General features: G+C 62.6%; 15 protein-coding genes. 5 read left to right on the plus strand and 10 right to left on the minus strand.

Annotated features, from left to right (window positions below):
• Window positions 1–36 precede the first annotated feature (36 nt).
• The 5 genes from B2S33_RS17110 to puuE form a co-directional block, all read right to left on the minus strand.
• Complete coding sequence (locus B2S33_RS17110; protein ID WP_023535929.1) at window positions 37–1,392, minus strand: nucleobase:cation symporter-2 family protein; 1,356 nt, start codon at window positions 1,390–1,392, stop codon at window positions 37–39.
• Between the two features lie 159 nt (window positions 1,393–1,551).
• Window positions 1,552–2,865 (minus strand): urate hydroxylase PuuD, encoded by a 1,314-nt coding sequence (locus B2S33_RS17115; protein WP_027915998.1) that lies wholly within the window; start codon window positions 2,863–2,865, stop codon window positions 1,552–1,554.
• Window positions 2,866–2,924: 59 nt separating this feature from the next.
• The gene (locus B2S33_RS17120; protein WP_023535901.1) at window positions 2,925–3,428 is read right to left on the minus strand and encodes an ureidoglycolate lyase; all 504 of its coding nucleotides are present in this window, start codon (window positions 3,426–3,428) and stop codon (window positions 2,925–2,927) included.
• A gap of 49 nt (window positions 3,429–3,477) precedes the next feature.
• The gene (gene uraD, locus B2S33_RS17125; RefSeq protein ID WP_128610324.1) at window positions 3,478–3,993 is read right to left on the minus strand and encodes a 2-oxo-4-hydroxy-4-carboxy-5-ureidoimidazoline decarboxylase; all 516 of its coding nucleotides are present in this window, start codon (window positions 3,991–3,993) and stop codon (window positions 3,478–3,480) included.
• Window positions 3,993–4,919 (minus strand): allantoinase PuuE, encoded by a 927-nt coding sequence (gene puuE / locus B2S33_RS17130; RefSeq protein WP_027916000.1) that lies wholly within the window; start codon window positions 4,917–4,919, stop codon window positions 3,993–3,995. Before puuE ends, uraD begins: the two co-directional genes overlap by 1 nt.
• Window positions 4,920–5,291: 372 nt before the next feature.
• On the opposite strand from puuE, the gene uraH reads away from it, so the two are divergent.
• Entirely contained in the window at window positions 5,292–5,645 is a 354-nt protein-coding gene (uraH, locus tag B2S33_RS17135) for a hydroxyisourate hydrolase (protein WP_027916001.1), read from the plus strand.
• A 400-nt stretch (window positions 5,646–6,045) separates the two neighbouring features.
• Here the strand turns inward: uraH and B2S33_RS17140 are convergent, their stop codons facing one another.
• The gene (locus B2S33_RS17140; protein ID WP_049695645.1) at window positions 6,046–7,395 is read right to left on the minus strand and encodes an NCS2 family permease; all 1,350 of its coding nucleotides are present in this window, start codon (window positions 7,393–7,395) and stop codon (window positions 6,046–6,048) included.
• Window positions 7,396–7,694: 299 nt separating this feature from the next.
• Between B2S33_RS17140 and B2S33_RS17145 the strand changes: the two genes are divergently transcribed.
• Window positions 7,695–8,450: a GntR family transcriptional regulator gene (locus tag B2S33_RS17145; protein WP_027916003.1), complete on the plus strand. Its 756-nt coding sequence runs from the start codon at window positions 7,695–7,697 to the stop codon at window positions 8,448–8,450.
• Between the two features lie 32 nt (window positions 8,451–8,482).
• Here B2S33_RS17145 and guaD read toward each other — a convergent pair whose 3' ends face one another.
• The 4 genes from guaD to xdhA form a co-directional block, all read right to left on the minus strand.
• Complete coding sequence (gene guaD, locus B2S33_RS17150; protein WP_027916004.1) at window positions 8,483–9,793, minus strand: guanine deaminase; 1,311 nt, start codon at window positions 9,791–9,793, stop codon at window positions 8,483–8,485.
• A gap of 10 nt (window positions 9,794–9,803) precedes the next feature.
• Window positions 9,804–10,649, minus strand: coding sequence for a xanthine dehydrogenase accessory protein XdhC (gene xdhC / locus B2S33_RS17155; RefSeq protein WP_027916005.1), 846 nt, complete (start codon window positions 10,647–10,649; stop codon window positions 9,804–9,806).
• A gap of 80 nt (window positions 10,650–10,729) precedes the next feature.
• Complete coding sequence (gene xdhB / locus B2S33_RS17160) at window positions 10,730–13,126, minus strand: xanthine dehydrogenase molybdopterin binding subunit (protein WP_028687966.1); 2,397 nt, start codon at window positions 13,124–13,126, stop codon at window positions 10,730–10,732.
• On the minus strand, window positions 13,119–14,573 hold the full coding sequence (gene xdhA / locus B2S33_RS17165; protein WP_288650719.1) for a xanthine dehydrogenase small subunit: 1,455 nt from the start codon (window positions 14,571–14,573) through the stop codon (window positions 13,119–13,121). Before xdhA ends, xdhB begins: the two co-directional genes overlap by 8 nt.
• Before the next feature lie 268 nt (window positions 14,574–14,841).
• On the opposite strand from xdhA, the gene B2S33_RS17170 reads away from it, so the two are divergent.
• The 3 genes from B2S33_RS17170 to zipA all read left to right on the plus strand — a co-directional run bounded on the left by B2S33_RS17170 (window position 14,842) and on the right by zipA (window position 20,091).
• Entirely contained in the window at window positions 14,842–15,501 is a 660-nt protein-coding gene (locus tag B2S33_RS17170) for a GntR family transcriptional regulator (RefSeq protein WP_023535885.1), read from the plus strand.
• 3 nt (window positions 15,502–15,504) lie between these two features.
• Window positions 15,505–18,996, plus strand: a complete 3,492-nt coding sequence (gene smc / locus B2S33_RS17175; protein WP_110607432.1) for a chromosome segregation protein SMC — start codon at window positions 15,505–15,507, stop codon at window positions 18,994–18,996.
• Between the two features lie 204 nt (window positions 18,997–19,200).
• Window positions 19,201–20,091, plus strand: coding sequence for a cell division protein ZipA (gene zipA / locus B2S33_RS17180; RefSeq protein ID WP_027916009.1), 891 nt, complete (start codon window positions 19,201–19,203; stop codon window positions 20,089–20,091).
• Window positions 20,092–20,216: the final 125 nt, after the last annotated feature.

Consider the following 20,216-nt stretch of genomic DNA (forward strand, 5'->3'; position numbering starts at 1 on the left):
CGTGAAGCATGGGCGGCCAGGGCGCCGCCCGTTGGCTCAGTGGGGGTGGCAGGGCGCGTTGTGCGCTGCGCGGTCCGCGCCGCCGAGGATGTTGAACAGCACGTTGAGCACCAGCGCACTGACCGTGGCCATGGCGATGCCGCTGTGGGTGATGGGCTCCATCCACTGGGGCATCTGGGCGAAGAACTCCGGCCGTACCACCGGGATCAGACCGAAACCGACGCTGACCGCAACCAGCAACTGATTGCGCCGATCGCCGATGTCCGCTTCCTGGAGGATCTTGATGCCCGTGGCAGTGACCATGCCGAACATGGCAATGGACGCGCCGCCCAGCACCGCTGGCGGGATCGAGGCGATCAGGTAGGCCGCCTTGGGCAGCAAGCTGAGCACCACCAGCAAGCCGCCGGCCACCACCGTGACGAAACGGCAGCGTACGCCGGTCATCTGCACCAGGCCGATGTTCTGGGCGAACGAGGAATGGGTGAAGGTGTTGAAAAAGCCTGCGATGAAAGAGGCGCCTGCGTCGCACAGCAGCCCCCGGCGCAGCATGCCTGGGGTGACTTCACGGTCGGTGACCTTGCCCAGGGCCAGGAACATGCCCGTGGATTCGACGAAAATGATCACCACCACCAGGCACATCGACAGGATCGGGGCCAGGCTGAAGGTGGGCATGCCAAAGTGCAGCGGCGTGACCACCTGCAGCCAGGGGGTAGCCCCCAGGCCCGAGAGGTCGACCATGCCGATCGACCCCGCCAGCAGGTAACCCAGGCCCATCCCCACCAGCACCGACACGTTGACCCAGAAGCCCCGCATGAAACGGTTGATCAGCAGAATCACTGCCAGCACCAGGCCGGCGACCAGCAGATAGATCGGTGAGCCGAAGGTGGTCGCTTGCTGGCCGCCTCCGGCCCAGTTCACCGCCACGGGGAACAGCGACAGGCCAATGGACGTGATCACCGTGCCGGTCACCAGCGGCGGGAAGAACCTCACCACCTTGGACATGAAGGGCGCGACCAGCATGCCGAAGAAGCCTGCGGCAATGGTGGCCCCGAAGATGCCCTGCAGGCCCACGCCGGGCATGCCGGCCATGGCCACCATGCTGCCGACGGCGGCAAAGCTGGCCCCCATCATCACGGGCATGCGAATACCCACAGGGCCGATGCCCAGCGACTGCACCAGGGTGGCGACGCCGGCGACCAGCAGGTCGGCGTTGATCAGAAAGGCAACTTCTTCGCGGGACAGGCCTGCAGCCTGGCCGATGATCAGCGGTACCGCGATGGCGCCGCCATACATCAGAAGCACATGTTGCAGACCAACCAGAAAGAGCTGGAACAGGGGCAGGGGCTGTCGCGGCGGCGCTACCGGGATAGACGCCTTGGATGACTCGGACATGCAGCACCTCGAGTTTTGTTTTTATTCTCGGATCCAAGCGGCGGGCGAGCCCAGGCTTCAAATGGCGGTCTTCAACCTGAAGATCGCCTTGTTTGAAGTCTGTGCCAGCGCCTGCGCTCGATGCTTGCGTACGACGTTATGCGGTGTAGCCAATTACGCTCAGTTGACCGGCGCGCCCTTGGCGATCCAGTCGCCTACCAGCTTGCGCTCCTCGGTGGTCATCTGCGTGATGTTGCCCAGCGGCATGATCTGGCTGGCAACCGCTTGCGCCTGGATGCGCGCGGCCTGGGCCTGGATCTGTTGCGGTGTGTCGAACATCACGCCACCTGGAGCGGCGCTGAACAGTGGGCTGGTCGGTTTCGAGGAGTGGCACACGGTGCAGCGTTCCTGGATCACGTGATGGATCTTCTCGAAGCTGTCACCGCCGGCCTGCGCCGTCGCCTCGGCCGGCACCGCCGGTTCGGCGGGCTTGGCCGCGTCTTCGGCGCGGCGCTCAGCGGCCGTTTTGCCGCCCACGGCCGTGGCTGGCAACGGCTGGTATTCGATCTTGGCAGCGGCCTGTTCCGGGCTGACCGGCATTGGCTTGGGACCGGTGACATAGGCCAGGCAGATCATGGCCAGGGCACCGACCGGCAGCGTCCAGGCGTACTTGTTGCTGTCGTGACGGGTGTTGAAGTAGTGACGGATCAACACCGCCGCCACTGCGATCCCCGCCAGGATCAGCCAGTTGTACTGGCTGCCGTAGGTGCTGGGGAAGTGGTTGCTGATCATGATGAACAGCACCGGCAGCGTGAAGTAGTTGTTGTGGCGTGACCGCAGTAGGCCCTTGGCCGGCAAGACCGGGTCCGGGGTCTGGTTGTTCTCGATGGCAGCCACCAGCTGACGCTGGGCCGGCATGATGATACGGAACACGTTGCCGACCATGATGGTGCCGATGATCGCGCCCGTGTGCAGGTAGGCGCCGCGGCCGCTGAACACCAGGCTGAAGCCCCAGCAGGCGGCAATGATCAGCACGAACAGCACCGCACCGAGCAGGGCAGGGCGCTTGCCCAGGGGCGAGTCGCACAGGAAATCGTAGACGAACCAGCCCACGACCAGCGACCCGATACCGATCGCCACGCCCTCGGCGCCACTGAGGGTGCTACCCGGTGCCAGCAGGTACAAGGTGGGGTTCCAGTAGAACACCACGCACAGCAGGGCAATGCCGGACATCCAGGTGAAGTAGGCTTCCCATTTGAACCAGTGCAGGTTCTCGGGCATTTTCGGCGGGGCGAGCTTGTATTTTTCCAGGTGGTAGATACCACCGCCATGGATGGCCCAGAGGTCACCTGACAACCCATCGCGCGGGTTGCTTCGATTCAGGTGGTTCTCCAGCCAGACAAAGTAGAACGATGCACCGATCCAGGCCACGCCGGTGATCATGTGAACCCAGCGAATGCTCAGGTTCAGCCACTCGTGAAGGTGTGCTTCCACAGTATGTACCTCTTGCCGGTCACAGGCGCGGGCAGTGCCCTGGCATGACCGACCTTTTCTTATTGGTGGGGGTTGAGGATCAGCATCTGTTCCTCGCTGAAGTAATGCTCATCGCAGTTGTTGCCAGAACCACTGCGATCAACCACCAGGAAGTCATCCCGCTTTTCGATCGTCAGCACCGGGTGGTGCCAGACGCCGCGATGGTAATTGACGCCCTGCCTGCCGTTGCTGCGGAAGGCGCGGACCAAGCCTGATACAGGTGCATCGCCAAGTGGCGCGACCACGATCAGAAAGGGGTTGCCGAGCAGCGGAATGAAAGCCTGGCTGCCCAGCGGATGGCGTTCGAGCATGCGCACGGTCAGCGGCATTTCCAGCGCGTCGGCGCGGAAAATACTGATGATCGCCTTGTCTTCAGGCTCGGCGGTCTCGACCGTGGCGAGCTTGTGAAAGCGCATGGTCGAGCCGTTGTTGATCATGAAGTGGTCGCTGCCATCGGTTTCGATCACGTCACCGAAAGGGGCGAAGGCTTCTTTGGTCAGGGGCTCGATCATCAGGGTGCGCATGCGGTTATCTCTTCTATTGGGCGTTGTTCTGTAAAGAATCGTCGGTCGCTTACAGCTGTTGCAGGCGGAACAGGGCGATCTGGTTGATCTGCTTGAGCGCCTCGGCGAACTCGGCCTTCGCATCGTTGTGGATGCGCTGTTCGAACGAGGCCAGGATCTGGTGCCGGTCGCTGCCCTTGACGGCCATGATGAACGGGAACTGGAACTTGGCCTTGTACGCCTCGTTGAGCGAGGTGAAGCGCGCGAATTCCTCGGCGGTGCATTGGTGAATACCGGCCCCGGCCTGTTCGTTGGTGCTCGAAGCGGTCAGTTCACCCTGGACGGCAGCCTTGCCGGCCAGGTCCGGGTGGGCGTTGATCAAGGCCAGTTGGTCGGCGTGAGGTGCGCTCAGGAGGATGTCGCTCATGCGCTGGTGCAGCGCGTGAACGTTGTCCAGTTCGTCCGATTGGCCGAGGTCGTAGGCCTTCTCGGCAACCCAGGGCGAGTGCTCGTAGATGTCGGCGAAGGCGTGAACGAACGCGTCACGGTCAAGGGTGGACGGCTTGAGGGTCTTGAAGGTGGTCATCAGACGGTCTCTTTCTGGTACGGGTGGGTGGCTTGCCAGTGGCGGGCAATGTCGACACGGCGGGCGAACCATACCTGCTCGTGGCTTTTGGCGTAGTCGACGAAACGCTTGAGCGCTGCCAGGCGTGCCGGCCGGCCGACCAGGCGGCAATGCAGGCCGATGGAGAGCATCTTCGGCGCCTCGGCGCCTTCGGCGTACAGTACGTCGAAGGCGTCCTTGAGGTACTGGTAGAACTGCTCGCCACAGTTGAAGCCCTGGACCTGGGTGAAGCGCATGTCATTGGTGTCCAGGGTGTAAGGGATGACCAGGTGCGGCTTGCCGGTGGGATTGTTCGGCTCCCAGTAGGGCAAGTCGTCGTCATAGGTGTCGCTGTCGTAGAGAAAGCCGCCTTCTTCCATGACTAGCCGACGGGTGTTGGGGCCGGTGCGGCCGGTGTACCAGCCCAGCGGGCGTTCGCCAGTGATTTCGGTCAGGATGCGGATGGCTTCGAGCATGTGCTCGCGCTCCTGGGCCTCGTCCATGTACTGGTAGTCGATCCAGCGGTAGCCGTGGCTGCAGATTTCATGACCAGCCTGGACCATGGCGCGGATGACGTCGGGGTGGCGCTGGGCGGCCATGGCCACGGCGAAGATGGTCAAGGGGATCCCGCTGTCCTTGAACAGCTTGAGCAGGCGCCATACGCCTGCGCGGCTACCGTATTCATAGAGCGACTCCATGCTCTGGTTGCGCACGCCCTGCAACGGCTGGGCCGCGACCATCTCGGAGAGGAAGGCTTCGGATTCCTTGTCACCATGCAGGATGTTGCGCTCGCCGCCTTCTTCGTAGTTGAGCACGAACGACAGCGCAATGCGGGCGTTGCCTGGCCAGTGCGGGTGAGGAGGGTTATTGCCGTAACCGATCATGTCGCGAGGGTAGTCAGCGCTCACTGCAGTCTTCCTTCTTGTACGTGTGGGCAGGGTGGCGGGCCGCGTCGCTGTGTCGCACCACCGGATGCAATGATTGTATACAACTTATGAATTCTTTTGTAAGTCCGAATTTCCGTATTTATGACCAGGTGTCGCGTCTGGATACCTTGCAAGAAACCTGCCCACTTGGTCAGCTAAGCAAGGCGGAGACGCAGTGTCCCGCTTAATTCACGCTGGTGCCATGGCCCACAAGGGCATCGGCTTGGAAAGCAAAAAAATTGTGTACAATTTACGTTGCGAATGTCTTAATTGCGTTCATCCAAGGCGCACGCTGCCCCGATTCGGGTCACTGCCGTGCGTACTTGCCCCTGGCAAACACGAGGCGACAAGCAGATGGGACGTTTGACCACTCACGTACTGGACGCAGCCCATGGCTGCCCAGGCAGCGCAATCAACGTGGAGTTGTACCGTGTCGAAGGCAGCCAGCTGACGCTGGTCACCACGGCGCTCACTAACAGCGATGGCCGCGTCGATTCGCCATTGTTGCAAGGCGATGACTACCGTTCCGGTGTTTACCAGCTGCAGTTCAGTGCTGGTGACTACTACCGCGGGCGAGGCGTGGCGCTGCCTGAACAGCCGTTCCTGGATGTGGTGGTATTGCGCTTTGGCATCGATGCGCAGCAGGAGCACTACCATGTGCCGCTGCTGATCTCGCCTTACAGTTATTCGACCTATCGTGGAAGCTAGTTGGTCGCTAGAAGAATCTTCGTAGGTCCTTGCCCGCTCTCACACTGGCGGGCTTTTTTTTGCGTTGGGTACACGTCAGATTCTCAATCTATCCAGTAGCTGCACCGCGCCTGCTGGCAAGCGCATCTCAGGCAGGTGCGGCCTTGCACTGCGATGAGCTCCAAATAGGGTGCACGGTAGTCGCGCTCACCTCGCAGATAGGTGGTCTTGAGGTACTGGTCGGCGGTTTACACCAATCAGGCATGCGCCCCAGTGCTGAGCGTTCGCGTTGCTTATGCGCCTGGATAAACGGCAGTGTGCGAAGGTTGTACAAAGCGGTATTTCTCGTACCAGGGTCATGAGTTACATTCCGCCTCTGCGGACTTAGGCGCTTAGGCGCCTTTGTCCGCAGAGGATCGGGTCAAAGAAATATGAACTTGGCAATGAAGATCGCGCACAGTACCCACAAGCTGGCGGAGATCTCCTTGTACTTACCCGTACCGGCCTTCAATGCCACGTAGCTGATGAAACCCAGCGCAATGCCATCGGCCACCGAGAACGTCAGTGGCATCATGATCACGGTGACGATCGCCGGAATGCTGTCGGTCGCCTCGTCCCAATTGATGTGCGCCATGCTGCCCATCATCAGCATCGCGACATAGATCAAGGCACCTGCGGTGGCATAGGCCGGGATCATGCCGGCCAGCGGTGCGAAGAACATGGCAGCGATGAACAGCACGCCCACTACCACCGCCGTCAGGCCGGTGCGACCCCCGGCGGCCACCCCCGCTGCGCTTTCCACATAGCTGGTGACCGGCGGCACGCCGACCACGGCGCCAAACACGCTCGACGCACTGTCGGCCTTGAGGGCCCTGGACAGGTTCTCGATACGGCCGTCGGGGGCCACCAGGTTCGCCCGCTGTGCCACGCCCATCAGCGTGCCGGCGGTGTCGAACATGTGCACGAACAGAAACGCCAGGACCACGCTGATCATGCTCACGTTGAACACGCCCGCCACGTCCATGGCCATCCAGGTCGGTGCCAGGCTGGGCGGCATCGACACCACGCCACCGAACTTCACCAGCCCCAGGCCCCAGCCCGCCAGCGTCACGCCGATGATGCTGATCAGGATCGCCCCGAATACCCGCTTGTAGCTGAGGATGGCGATCAGCAGGAAGCACACCGCCGCCAACAGCGGGCCTGGTTCATGCAGCGAACCGAGCTTGATCAGGGTGGCGGGGCTGTCGACGATGATGCCTGCTGTCTTCAGGCCGATCAGGCCGAGGAACAGGCCCACACCGGCGCCCATGGCATGGCGCAGGCTGACGGGGATGCTGTTGAGCAGCCACTCGCGCACCTTGGACAGCGTCAGGAACATGAACAGCACGCCGGAGATGAAGACCGCGCCCAGCGCCGTTTCCCAGTTGTAGCCCATGGTGCCGACCACGGTGTAGGTGAAGAACGCATTGAGGCCCATGCCGGGGGCCAGGCCCACCGGCCAGTTGGCATACAACCCCATGAGCAGACAGCCGAGGGCGGCGGCGATGCAGGTAGCCACGAAGGCGGCGCCATGATCGATGCCGGCATCGGCCATGATGTTGGGGTTGACGAAAATGATGTAGGCCATGGTGATGAAGGTGGTCACCCCGGCGATCAGCTCGGTCTTGACGGTACTGCCGTGTTGCCTGAGTTTGAAAATGCGCTCCAGCCAACCCGTGGCGGGCGGTGAGGCGATGTCCAGCGTAGGGACTTCGGTTTTGCGGCTTTCCACAGCGAGTACTCCTCAAGTCTTTCTTGTTGTTATGGAGCCCGTGGTCCTGAGCAATGCACTTGGCGGCTCCGCGAGGGCGGCAACTGTCCAGCGGCTTGCAATGTCGCTGGATATTGTTGACCGTAAGGTCAGGAAGTTGCCTGAGCGATTATGCTTTTGTGTACAAAGAAAGCAAATACTGTTTTATGTTTTGTATGCCGGGTGTGGTGAACAATCGCTATATGCGTTAAAGCGCGCCTGCAGAAACGGCTCAGCCTGTGTACAATGACGCCATACTTTCCTTCGTGCCTCGAGAGCCCATGAACGAACAGCTGCAACCCCTGAAAAAACCCGCGCGTACCGGCAAGGCCGGCCGCAGTGGTACCCAGGACGACATTGTCTATGCGCACATCTTCGAGGCCATCCTGGAGCAACGTCTGGCGCCGGGCACCAAGCTCAGCGAAGAGGCGCTGGGCGAGATTTTCGGCGTCAGCCGCACCATCATTCGTCGGGCCCTGTCACGGCTGGCTCATGAGAGCGTGGTGCTGCTGCGGCCCAACCGAGGTGCCGTGGTCGCCAGCCCAACCGTGGAGGAGGCGCGCCAGGTGTTCTTCTCGCGGCGCATGGTCGAGCGCGCCATCACCGAGCTTGCCGTGGAGCACGCCACGGCCGAGCAGTTGGCCGAGCTTAGGCAGATGGTCCGCGAAGAGCGCGACAGCTTTTCTCGAGGGGATCGCGGTGCCGGTATCCGGTTGTCCGGCGAGTTTCACCTCAAGCTCGCCGAAGCGGCCGGTAATGCGCCGTTGGTCAGCTTCCAGCGCAGCCTGGTATCGCAGACGTCGCTGATCATCGCCCAGTACGAAAGCGGCAACCGTTCCCATTGCTCGTACGACGAACACCTGCAACTGATCGATGCTATCGAAGCGCGTGACGCCGCCCAGGCCGTCAGCCTGATGATGCATCACATGGACCACATCGACAGCAAGCTGAACCTGGATGAGGAGAGTGCCTCGGACGATCTGCACGCGGTGTTCTCCCATCTGTTGAAAAAGCCCAAGGTCGCGGTCAAGAACTGACCGCTCGCCTGGGCTCGCATCAAGCGCGAACCTTATCCTTCGCGCTGATGCACGCAACGGCCGGCCGCATAGGTTTCACGAACCGTGCGGTCGTCGCCCAGGGTGGTCAACACGAACAACGTCTCCTCGATGCTTCTGGACTGCTGCAGGCGATAGTCCAGCAAAGGCGTTGCCTTGTAGTCCAGCACCACGAAGTCCGCGTCATTGCCCGGGCGCAGGCTGCCAATCCGGTCATCCAGGCGCAGCGCACGCGCACCGCCCAGGGTCGCCAGGTAGAGCGACTTGTAGGGGTGCAGGCGTGCACCTTGCAGTTGCATCACCTTGTACGCCTCATTGAGCGTGTTGAGCAGCGAGAAGCTGGTGCCGGCGCCTACGTCGGTGCCCAGGCCGACATTGACCTTGAAACGCTCCGCCTGGGGCAGGTTGAACAGCCCGCTGCCCAGGAACAGGTTGGAGGTGGGGCAGAACGCGATCGCCGAGCCCGTTTCTGCCAAGCGCTGGCATTCTTCGTCGCACAGGTGCACGCCATGGGCGAATACCGAGCGCTCGCCCAGCAGTTCGAAGTGGTCGTACACATCCAGGTAGCCTTTCTGTTCGGGGAACAGCGACTTGACCCAGTCGATTTCCTGAAGGTTCTCCGACAGGTGCGTGTGCAGGTAGACGCCTGGGTGTTCCTTGAGCAGTTGGCCGGCCCGTGCCAACTGCTCAGGCGTGCTAGTCGGTGCGAAACGCGGGGTGACGGCATAATGCAGACGACCCTTGCCATGCCAGCGCTCGATCAGCGCCTTGCTCTGAGCGTAACCGGACTCGGCGGTGTCGGTCAGGTAATCGGGGGCATTGCGGTCCATCATCACCTTGCCGGCGATCAGGCGCAGGTCCAGGCGCTCGGCTTCCTCGAACAAGGCATTGACCGATTCGGGGTGCACACTGCCGAACACCAGTGCGGTAGTGGTGCCGTTACGCAGCAGCTCCTTGAGAAAGATGTGCGCCACCTGGTCAGCGTGGTCCTTATCGGCGAATTGCTTCTCGCAAGGGAAGGTGTAGGTGTTCAACCAGTCCAGCAACTGCTCACCGTAGGAACCGATCATGCCGGTCTGCGGGAAGTGGATGTGGGTGTCGATGAAACCTGGGGTGATCAATGCGTCCTGGTAGTGCTCTACCGGTATGTCGGCGTCCAGGGTCGGCAACAGGTCACTGGCATGGCCCACGGCCTGGATGCGTCCGCCGTCAATCACCAGCAGGCCGTCTTCGAAATACTCATGGGAAGCGTCCAGGCCGACCTCGGCCGGGTCGGCGATGCTGTGCAGGATGGCGGCTCGGTAGGCTTTGCGGGTAACGGTCATATCTCACTCGTCAAATGGCTTGGCTGCGCCGTGAAGGCGGCAGCAACTGGGCAATGGGGCCGGCGTTGGCGGCAGCATCGTGCTGGCCGAAGCGGGCGTTGTAGGTGGCGATGATTTCGCCGGCGATGGACACGGCGATTTCGATGGGCAGCTTGCCCTTGACCTCGGTCAGGCCCATCGGGCACCGCATGCGGGCCACCACGGCGGCATCGAACCCGCGCTCGCGCAGGCGATGCTCGAACTTGACCCGCTTGGTCTTCGAGCCGATCAGGCCGAACCAGGTGAAATCGTTGCGCTTGAGGATGGCAGCGGTCAGCTCCAGGTCGAGCTGATGGTTATGGGTCATGACGATGCAGTAGCAGCCCGGCGGCAGGTCTGCCACTTCGTCGACCGGCTCCTCGCTCACCACGCGCGTCACGCCAGCAGGGATCTGGGCAGGAAATTCCTGCTCGCGCGAATCGATCCAGCGCACCCGGCAGGGCAGCGCGGCGAGCAAGGGTACCAGAGCCCGGCCTACATGGCCCGCGCCGAATACCGCGATCTGCGCTTGCACGGCGGCCATGGGTTCGAACAACAGCACCGTCACGCCCCCGCAGCACTGGCCGAGGCTGGCGCCCAGGCTGAAGCGTTCCAAATGGGGGGTGCCGCGTTGCTCAAGGAGCATCTGCCGGGCGATATGCAGCGCCTTGTATTCCAGATGGCCGCCGCCGATGGTGTCGTATGAACCGCACGCGCTGACCACCATCTTCGAACCGGCATTGCGCGGGGTGGAGCCGCGCTCCTCGATGATGGTCACCAGTACGCAGGCCTCACCGCGGGCTTGATGTTCGGCCAGGGCGTTGATCCATTGGTGCATATGCAAGATCCTCCTGTGGATGCCAGTTCAGGCCTTCCTGCCGACTTGCCGGCAATGGGGCCCGAACAGGCAACGCACCTTCAATTGTTCACTGCGTCCAGTTCCTGCACCGCAGGTTGCACGGCAGCCGCCTTGCGCATTTGCTCGCAGCCCCACAACACCCGTTCTGGCGTGGCAGGGGCGTCTATGTTCGGCTGCACGCGGTAGTCGGCCAGGCTGGCCACCGCATCCTTGATCGCGCACCAGGCGGCAATTCCGAGCATGAATGGCGGCTCGCCCACCGCCTTGGAATGGAACACCGTGTCCTCTGGGTTCTTGCGGTTCTCCACCAGCTTGACCCGCATGTCCAGCGGCATGTCGGCCACCGCTGGGATCTTGTAGCTGGCCGGCCCATTGGTCACGAGTTTGCCCTTGGCGTTCCACACCAGCTCCTCGGTGGTGAGCCAGCCCATGCCCTGGATGAATCCGCCCTCGACTTGCCCGATGTCGATGGCCGGGTTCAGCGAGTCGCCCACATCGTGCAGGATGTCGGCACGCAACATCTTGTACTCGCCGGTCAGGGTGTCGACGATCACTTCCACGCAGGCTGCGCCGAAGGCGTAGTAGTAGAAGGGGCGGCCCCGTGCCTGGCTGCGGTCATAGAAGATCTTTGGTGTGCGGTAGAACCCGGTGCTCGACAGCGACACCTGACCGAAATAAGCCTGCTGCACCAACTGCTCGAAACTGACGATCTGGTCGCGCACACGCACGTGGCCATTACGGAACTCGACGTCTTCCTCGGTGACCTGGTAATGCCTGGCGGCAAACTCGGTCAAACGCTTCTTGAGAATCTCGGCGGCATGCTGGGCGGCCTTGCCGTTCAAGTCGGCCCCACTGGAAGCAGCGGTGGGGGAGGTGTTGGGCACCTTGTCGGTGTTGGTGGCGGTGATCTGGATCCGGTCGATATCCACCTGGAAGACCTGGGCCACCACCTGCGCCACCTTGGTGTTCAGGCCCTGGCCCATCTCAGTGCCACCGTGGTTCAGGTGAATACTGCCATCGGTGTAGATGTGGATCAGCGCCCCTGCCTGGTTGAGGAAGGTGGCGGTGAAGGAGATGCCGAACTTGACCGGGGTCAGCGCCAGGCCTTTTTTCAGGATCGGGCTGCCGGCATTGAAGCGACCGATGGCCGCTCGCCGTTCGGCGTAATCACTGCTGGCTTCAAGCTCGGCGGTCATTTCCTCGAGCATGTTGTGCTCGACGGTCTGGTAATAATGGGTAACGTTGCGCTCGTCCTTGCCGTAATAGTTGGCCTTGCGCACAGCCAGCGGGTCGCGGCCAAGGTATCGGGCGATATGGTCCATCACCTGCTCGATGGCGACCATGCCCTGCGGCCCGCCAAAGCCTCGGTAGGCCGTGTTCGACGCGGTGTTGGTCTTGCAGCGATGCCCGTGGACGGTGGCATCGCCCAGGTAGTAGGCGTTGTCGGAATGGAACATGGCGCGGTCGACGATCGAGCCGGACAGGTCTGGGGAATAGCCACAGTTGCCGGCCAGGTCCAGGTTGATGCCGTGCAGGCGACCCTGGTCGTCGAAGCCCACGTCGTACTCGACGTAGAAGGGGTGTCGCTTGCCGGTCATGGTCATGTCCTCGACCCGAGGCAAGCGCATCTTCGTCGGTTGCCCGGTCAGGCGGGCGATGACGGCGCACAGGCAGGCCGGGCTCGCGGCCTGGGTTTCCTTGCCGCCAAAGCCGCCGCCCATGCGGCGCATGTCCAGCACCACTTTGTTCATGGGCACATCAAGCACTTCGGCCACCAGTTTCTGCACCTCGGTGGGGTTCTGAGTGGAGCAGTAGACGATCATGCCGCCGTCCTCGGTGGGCATCACCGAGGAAATCTGTGTCTCAAGGTAGAAGTGTTCCTGGCCACCGATGTGCAGGGTGCCTTGCAGGCGATGCGGCGCGCTGGCCAGGGCCGCGGCGCTGTCACCGCGCTGGTGGGTATGGCTGTCGAGCACGAAGTGCCGCTTGCGCAGCGCCTCGACCACATCGAGCACCGGTTCGAGGTCCTCGTATTCGATGATGGCTGCCATGGCGGCGCGGCGTGCGGTGTCCAGGTCACGTGCGGCCACGGCCAGGACCGGCTGGCCAAAGAACTCGACCTTGTCGATGGCCAGCAAGGGGTCGCCTGCCACCACCGGTCCAATGTCCTTGAGCCCGGGGATGTCCTCATGGGTAATCGCGATGCGTACCCCTTCGAAGGCATAGCAGGGCGTGGTGTCGATGCGCAGGATGCGCGCGTGGGCACGGTCTGCGGTGCGTGCGTAGACGTGCAACTGGTTGGGGAATTCCAGTCGGTCATCGATGTACAGCGCTTCGCCGGACACGTGCTTGTCGGCGCTGTCGTGCTTGACGCTGCGCCCGACCCCGGTGGTCAGGTCCTGGCGGAACAGGTCGGCCATTTCGGCCTGGCTTTTTGCCACATGATGATTAGACATAAGCGGTCACCCGGGTTTCGATGTGCGGCGTTTGCTGTTCGATGAAGTACTTGCGCAGCAGGTTCTGCGCGGTCAGCAGGCGGTACTGCTGGCTGGCGCGGAAGTCGCTGAGCGGGGTGAAGTCTTCGGCCAATGCCTGGCAGGCGCGCTCCACGCTGGCCTTGTTCCAGGGCTGGCCCAGTAACGCCGCCTCGCAGGCACGGGCGCGCTTGGGGATGGCGGCCATGCCGCCAAAGGCGATGCGTGCCCCGTTGACCACACCGTGCTCGATGCTCAGATTGAAGGCTGCGCACACCGCCGAAATATCATCGTCCAGGCGCTTGGAAACCTTGTAGGCGCGGAACGTCCAGTCGTGCCGGGCGAGGGGTACCAGGATCTTCTCGATGAACTCGCTGTCTTGCCGGGCGGTGATGCGGTAGTCGATGAAATAGGCTTCCAGCGGCATCGTGCGCTGGCGCTCGCCCTGGCGCAGGACCACCTGGGCATCCAGTGCGATCAACAAGGGCGGTGAGTCGCCGATGGGCGAAGCGTTGCCGATGTTGCCGCCCAGGGTGCCCTGGTTGCGGATTTGCAACGAAGCGAAGCGATGCAGCAGCGCGCCGAAGTCCGGGTACTGCGCATTCAACGCCTGGTAGCAGTCGGTCAGTGGGGTGGCAGCACCGATTTCTAGGTGGGTGGCGGTCTGCTCGATCCGCTTGAGCTCGGCCACATGCCCCACGTAGATCATCACCGGCAGGGTCTTGTGCATTTGCGTGACTTCCAGCGCCAGGTCGGTACCACCAGCCAGCAGCCTGGCTTCGGGGTGCGAGCTGTACAGCTCGGCCAGGTCGGCGACGGTCAGCGGGACCAGGCAACGTTTGTCGCCACTGTTCAGCTCGCCGGTCTGCGACGGTGCAATGGCCTTGAGGCGGGCGATGGTCTGCGCTTGCTGGGCATCGAACTGATCGTGGCAGGGCTGCCGGCAGCTCTGCCGGGCCGCGTCCAGGATGGGCCGGTAGCCCGTGCAGCGGCACAGGTTGCCCGCCAGTGCTTCCTGGGGCTGATGCACGTCGGCACCCTGACTGTTCTTTTGCAGGGCGAACAACGACATGACGAAACCTGGCGTGCAGAAACCGCATTGCGATCCATGGCAGTCCGCCATGGCTTGTTGCACGCTGTGCAGCTGGCCTTGGTGCTTGAGGCCTTCGACGCTGATCAGTTGCTTGCCGTGCAGGCTGGACACGAACGTCAGGCAGGAATTGAGGCTGCGATAGCGCAAGGCATCGTTGCCGGCGTCGTCCTGAGTCAGTTCACCGATCACCACGGTGCAGGCGCCACAGTCACCGCTGGCGCAGCCCTCTTTGGTGCCGGGTTTGCCCAACTGCTCGCGCAGGTACTGCAGCACGGTCATGTTCGGGTCCAGGGCGTGCTCGCTGCGCAGCTCCTGGTTGACGAGAAACTGGATCACGGGGATGGCCTCGCAATGGTTTTATTGTTGTTGGGCCGACTCTAAGCAACACCTGTCACGCGGGTCAATGTTTTTCTGACTCAAAGGTCAGGAAATTGCTCGGCGGCCGGCCCACCCTGGTTGATGGTGCTTACACCAAGCATAGATCGCGCCGACCCGGCAGCTGTCCGGGCGGTCAAATAAACCGCGATACACCGCTGCGCTTCCCAGGGGCAAGTAGGCTACAATCCGCCCCCTTGTGCCCCGTTCAGTGATTTGAAGGAAAACCATGACGTTCAAGGCCCCGGACAGCCTCGCCGAGCAGATCGCCGATTACCTGGCCGAGCGCATCATCCGCGGCGAACTGGCGCCTGCAGAGCGTATCCAGGAACAGAAGGTGACCCAGGCGCTCAACGTCAGTCGGGGTTCGGTGCGTGAAGCGCTGCTGATCCTCGAGCGCCGCCACCTGGTGGCGATATTGCCGCGCCGTGGCGCCCACGTCACCGAGCTGGACGAGCGCAGTGTGCGCAGCCTGTGCACGCTCATGAGCGAGTTCTACATCCTGCTGGGCAACGCGGTTGCACAACGCTGGCGCAACGAAGACGAACTGCGCCCGTTTCTGGACATTCAACAGCGTCTTCAGGTGGCTCACGCCGCGCGTGACATCGAGGCGTTCGTGGCCGAGAGCTTCGAGGTAATGCGTGCCGCCTATCCCTTCGCCGACAATCCGTTCCTCCAGGAAACCGTCGAGAACCTGCAACCCGCCATGAGCCGCGCCTACTACCTGTCCCTGGACCAGCGTCAAGCGAACATGGTCGATTACCTGGGCCTGTTCAGTCACTTGCTCGAGGCGGTGGTGCTGCGCGACTTGCCGCGCATTCGTGAAGTACTCACCGCCTATGGCCAGCGCAGTTGCGAACTGGTACTGGCGGCGCTGGCCCGGCCCTGATCGATGCGCCTCAAATGCATCCGCCTGGCGGGATTCAAGTCATTCGTCGACCCCACCACCGTCAACTTCCCGAGCAACATGGCGGCGGTCGTGGGCCCCAATGGCTGTGGCAAGTCCAACATCATCGACGCCGTGCGCTGGGTGATGGGCGAAAGTTCGGCAAAGAACCTGCGCGGCGAGTCGATGACCGACGTCATCTTCAACGGCTCCAGCGGCCGCAAGCCAGTCAGCCAGGCCAGCATCGAACTGGTGTTCGACAACAGCGAAACCACGCTCGTGGGCGAGTATGCCGCCTACGCCGAGATCTCGATTCGGCGCAAGGTGACCCGCGACAGCCAGAACAGCTACTACCTCAACGGCACCAAGTGCAGGCGCCGGGACATCACCGATATTTTCCTGGGCACCGGCCTTGGGCCACGCAGCTACTCGATCATCGAACAGGGCATGATCTCCAAGCTGATCGAAGCCAAGCCCGAGGAACTGCGTAATTTCATCGAGGAAGCGGCCGGTATCTCCAAATACAAGGAGCGTCGCCGCGAAACCGAAAACCGCATCCGCCGCACCCAGGAGAACCTGGCGCGCCTGACCGACCTTCGCGAGGAGCTGGAACGCCAGCTCGAACGCCTGCACCGCCAGGCCCAGGCGGCCGAGAAGTACCGTGAATACAAGGCGCAGGAACGCCAGCTCAAGGCACGCCTGGCGGCGCTGCGCTGGCGCGAGCTGGATGAACGGGTTCGTCAGCGCCAGTCGGTGATCGGTAACCAGGATGTGTCCTTCGAGGCACTGGTGGCCGAGCAGCGCAATGCCGATGCCAGTATCGAGCGGCTGCGTGACGGTCATCATGAGCTGTCCGAGCGCTTCAACCAGGTGCAGGCCCGGTTCTACTCGGTGGCCGGCGACATCGCCCGGGTCGAGCAGAGCATTCAGCACGGCCAACAACGCCTGCGCCAATTGCAGGACGATTTCAAGGAAGCCGAGCGCACGCGCCAGGAAACCGAATCGCACCTGGGGCATGACCGTACGCTGCTGGCAACCCTGGGCGAAGAACTGGCCATGCTTGAGCCCGAGCAGGCGCTGACCCTGGAGGCTGCCGAAGAAAGCGCTGCCGTGCTGGAAGAGGCCGAGTCAGGCATGCACGGGTGGCAGGAGCAATGGGACACCTTCAACAGTCGCTCGGCTGAACCGCGTCGCCAGGCCGAGGTGCAGCAGGCGCGCTTGCAGCAGTTGGAAAGCGGCCTGGAGCGACTGGCCGAGCGTCAGCGCAAACTCACCGACGAGCAGGCGCAGTTGGGCGAAGACCCGCAAGACGCAGCCATGCTGGAGCAGGTTGAACAGTTGGCCAGCAGCGAGTTGTCGCTCGAAGCACTGCAACAGGAGGAAGAGCAGGTTATCGAGCGCCTGGAAACGGTGCGCCAGGCGCTGCAGGAGGCTGGGCTGGCTCAGCAGCAGGCCCAGGGCGATATGCAACGCCTGGGCGGGCGCCTGGCATCGCTGGAAGCCCTGCAACAGGCAGCCCTGGACCCAGGCGCTGGTGTGGGCGAGTGGTTGCAGGGGCAGGGGTTGGCAGACTGCCCCCGCCTGGCACAAGCGCTGCGCGTGGAGCCCGGGTGGGAGCTTGCGGTGGAAACCGTGCTGGGCGCCGATTTGCAAGCGGTGCTGGTGGACGACTTTGCACCGTTGGACCTGGCAGGCTTGCAGCAGGGCGATGTAAGCCTGCTGCTCGCGGCTTGCGCCAGCCAGGCAGCGACTTCCGGCAGCCTGCTAGACAGGGTGCAGGGTCCTGTTGACCTGGCGCCATGGCTGGGCCAGGTCAGGCCCGTCGAAGACCTGGCCGAGGCCCTGGCCTTGCGTGCCGGGTTGGGCGAAGGGCAGAGCCTGGTCAGCCGCGATGGCTACTGGGTCTCTCGAAACAGCCTGCGTGTGCGCCGCGGGGGTAGCGGTGAGAGCGGCGTGCTGGCGCGCGGTCAGGAAATCGAACGACTCGAGCACAGTCAGCGCGAGCAGCACATCGCCTTGCAGCAGCTTGAACAGCAGTTGCAGACTTTGCGTGAACAGCAGCAGCACCTGGAAGCGCAGCGCGAGCAGGTACGCCGTCGCGCCCAGGAAGAAAACCGCTTGCAGGCCGAGCTCAAGGCCAGCTTGTCAGCCAACCGTGCCCGCGCCGAACAGGTCGCGCTGCGCCGCCGCCGTCTGGAAGAGGAGCTGGCGGAGCTCGACGAGCAGCGCGCCCTTGAGCATGAGCAGCTGGGCGAAGCCCGCTTGCTGTTGCAGGATGCCCTCGAACTGATGGCCCAGGACACCGACCAGCGCGAAGTGCTGCTGGCCCAGCGCGACCGGCTGCGTGAGGGCCTGGACCGTATTCGCCAGGAAGCCAGGCAGCACAAGGATCATGCCCACCAACTGGCGGTGCGCCTGGGGTCGTTGCGCGCCCAGCATGACTCCACGCGTCAGGCTCTGGAACGCCTGGAACTGCAGGCGGCCCGTCTGAGCGAGCGACAGGAGCAGTTGAGCCTGAACCTGGAGGAGGGGGAGGCGCCGTTGGAGGAACTGCGGCTCAAGCTCGAAGAGCTGCTGGAACGCCGCATGGGTGTCGACGAAGAAATGCGCCAGGCACGCTTGCAGATGGACGAGGCCGACCGCGAACTGCGCGATGCCGAAAAGCGCCGCACCCAGGCCGAGCAGCAGGCCCAGTTGCTGCGCGGTCAACTTGAACAACTGCGTCTGGAATGTCAGGGCCTGGAAGTGCGGCGTACCACGTTGCAGGAGCAGTTGCTTGCCGACGGTTACGACTTGCAGGGTGTTCTCGCCACGGTCGAGCCCGACGTTAGCGAGGCCGGCACCGAGCAGGCTTTGGAGCAACTGGAGGCCCGTATCCAGCGGCTGGGCGCGATCAACCTGGCCGCCATCGAGGAATACGAACAGCAGTCCGAGCGCAAGCGCTACCTCGATGCCCAGGATGCTGACCTGGTCGAAGCGTTGGACACACTCGAAAATGTCATTCGCAAGATCGACAAGGAAACCCGCCACCGCTTCAAAGATACCTTTGATCAGATAAATGCCGGATTGCAGGCACTTTTCCCAAAAGTTTTCGGCGGTGGCAGCGCTTATCTGGAACTGACGGGCGAAGATCTACTCGATACAGGGGTGACGATCATGGCGCGACCACCGGGCAAGAAGAACAGCACCATTCATCTGCTGTCCGGTGGCGAAAAAGCACTGACCGCCTTGGCGCTGGTGTTTGCCATCTTCAAGTTGAACCCCGCACCGTTCTGCATGCTCGATGAAGTCGACGCACCGCTGGACGATGCCAACGTCGGGCGGTATGCCCGGCTGGTGAAGGAAATGAGTGAGAGCGTGCAGTTCATCTACATCACGCACAACAAGATCGCCATGGAAATGGCCGACCAGTTGATGGGTGTCACGATGCACGAGCCAGGCTGTTCGCGCCTGGTGGCCGTGGACGTGGAGGCGGCAATGGCGATGGTCGATGCGTGAAACCTGTAGTCAAACGGCACAATCTTCATTGAAATGCCCCTGTCATGTGAGACAGACGGTGTAAAGTTGTCTTTGGTCGTGCTAGCTTTATGTCACTCGTTTTCTGCGTGGGTAAAACGCCTGTCAGAACATAGGCTTGGCGCCACGTGTTAAAGGCCTTTGAAGCCTTTGTTTTCAGCATATTTATTAGAGGCACGGGATTACATGGAAATCGGTCTGCGCGAGTGGCTGATCCTTATCGGCATCATTGTCATTGCCGGCATTCTTTTCGACGGCTGGCGCCGTATGCGCGGCGGCAAGGGCAAGTTGAAATTCCGTCTGGACCGCAGTTATGCCAATGCGGCGGACGATGAAGGCGGTGGCGCCGAAGTACTTGGCCCACCCCGCGTGCTCGACACCCACAGGGAGCCTGAGCTGGACGAAAGTGATCTGCCGTCGCTCAGTGCCTCGGATCGCGACCGTGAGCGTGAGCCCAAGCCCGCCAAGGTCAGCAAGTGGCCAAAACGCCCGACGGCTGCAGAAGCGCCACGCGTTGACGCAGGCTTCAGCGCGCCTTCCCGCGAAGCGGATATCGTGATCGACGAGGAAGACGACTTCGCCGCGGACAATGGCCGTAGCCCATCCCCAGCAACGGCCAACAACAGCGTCAAGGAGCTGCCACCGGCCGAGGAAGTGCTGGTGATCAGCGTCATTTCCCGGGACGAGGGCGGGTTCAAAGGCCCGGCGTTGCTGCAGAACATTCTGGAGAGCGGCCTGCGGTTCGGCGAGATGGACATCTTCCACCGTCACGAGAGCATGGCCGGTCACGGCGAAGTGCTGTTCTCCATGGCCAATGCCGTCAAGCCGGGCATCTTCGACCTGGATGACATCGACCATTTCAGCACGCGTGCGGTGAGCTTCTTCCTCGGCCTGCCAGGCCCACGCCATCCGAAGCAGGCCTTCGACGTGATGGTGGCGGCCGCTCGCAAGCTGGCCCATGAGCTCAACGGTGAACTCAAGGATGATCAGCGCAGCGTGTTGACGGCGCAGACCATCGAGCACTACCGCCAGCGCATCGTGGAATTCGAGCGCCGCGCCCTGACCCAGAAGCGCTGATAAATCCAGACGAAGAGCAGCCTCGGGGCGTGCTGGTCGGCTCAGGCCTCTTGCTCATCGAATCGGCTTTCGGCAAGCGAGCCCGCTTCACAGGTTNNAACCTGTGAAGCGGGCTCGCTGCCTAA

This window comes from Pseudomonas sp. UBA5568 (assembly GCF_002425525.1).
Classification (GTDB): Bacteria; Pseudomonadota; Gammaproteobacteria; order Pseudomonadales; family Pseudomonadaceae; genus Aquipseudomonas; species Aquipseudomonas fulva.

Excerpts from the sequence above, each read along its gene's own strand:
- B2S33_RS17110 (WP_023535929.1), bottom strand. The coding sequence starts at position 1,392 with ATGTCCGAGTCATCCAAGGCGTCTATCCCGGTAGCGCCGCCGCGACAG.
- B2S33_RS17120 (WP_023535901.1), bottom strand. The coding sequence starts at position 3,428 with ATGCGCACCCTGATGATCGAGCCCCTGACCAAAGAAGCCTTCGCCCCT.
- uraD (WP_128610324.1), bottom strand. The coding sequence starts at position 3,993 with ATGACCACCTTCAAGACCCTCAAGCCGTCCACCCTTGACCGTGACGCG.
- uraH (WP_027916001.1), top strand. The coding sequence starts at position 5,292 with ATGGGACGTTTGACCACTCACGTACTGGACGCAGCCCATGGCTGCCCA.
- B2S33_RS17145 (WP_027916003.1), top strand. The coding sequence starts at position 7,695 with ATGAACGAACAGCTGCAACCCCTGAAAAAACCCGCGCGTACCGGCAAG.
- guaD (WP_027916004.1), bottom strand. The coding sequence starts at position 9,793 with ATGACCGTTACCCGCAAAGCCTACCGAGCCGCCATCCTGCACAGCATC.
- xdhC (WP_027916005.1), bottom strand. The coding sequence starts at position 10,649 with ATGCACCAATGGATCAACGCCCTGGCCGAACATCAAGCCCGCGGTGAG.
- xdhB (WP_028687966.1), bottom strand. The coding sequence starts at position 13,126 with ATGTCTAATCATCATGTGGCAAAAAGCCAGGCCGAAATGGCCGACCTG.
- B2S33_RS17170 (WP_023535885.1), top strand. The coding sequence starts at position 14,842 with ATGACGTTCAAGGCCCCGGACAGCCTCGCCGAGCAGATCGCCGATTAC.
- smc (WP_110607432.1), top strand. The coding sequence starts at position 15,505 with ATGCGCCTCAAATGCATCCGCCTGGCGGGATTCAAGTCATTCGTCGAC.
- zipA (WP_027916009.1), top strand. The coding sequence starts at position 19,201 with ATGGAAATCGGTCTGCGCGAGTGGCTGATCCTTATCGGCATCATTGTC.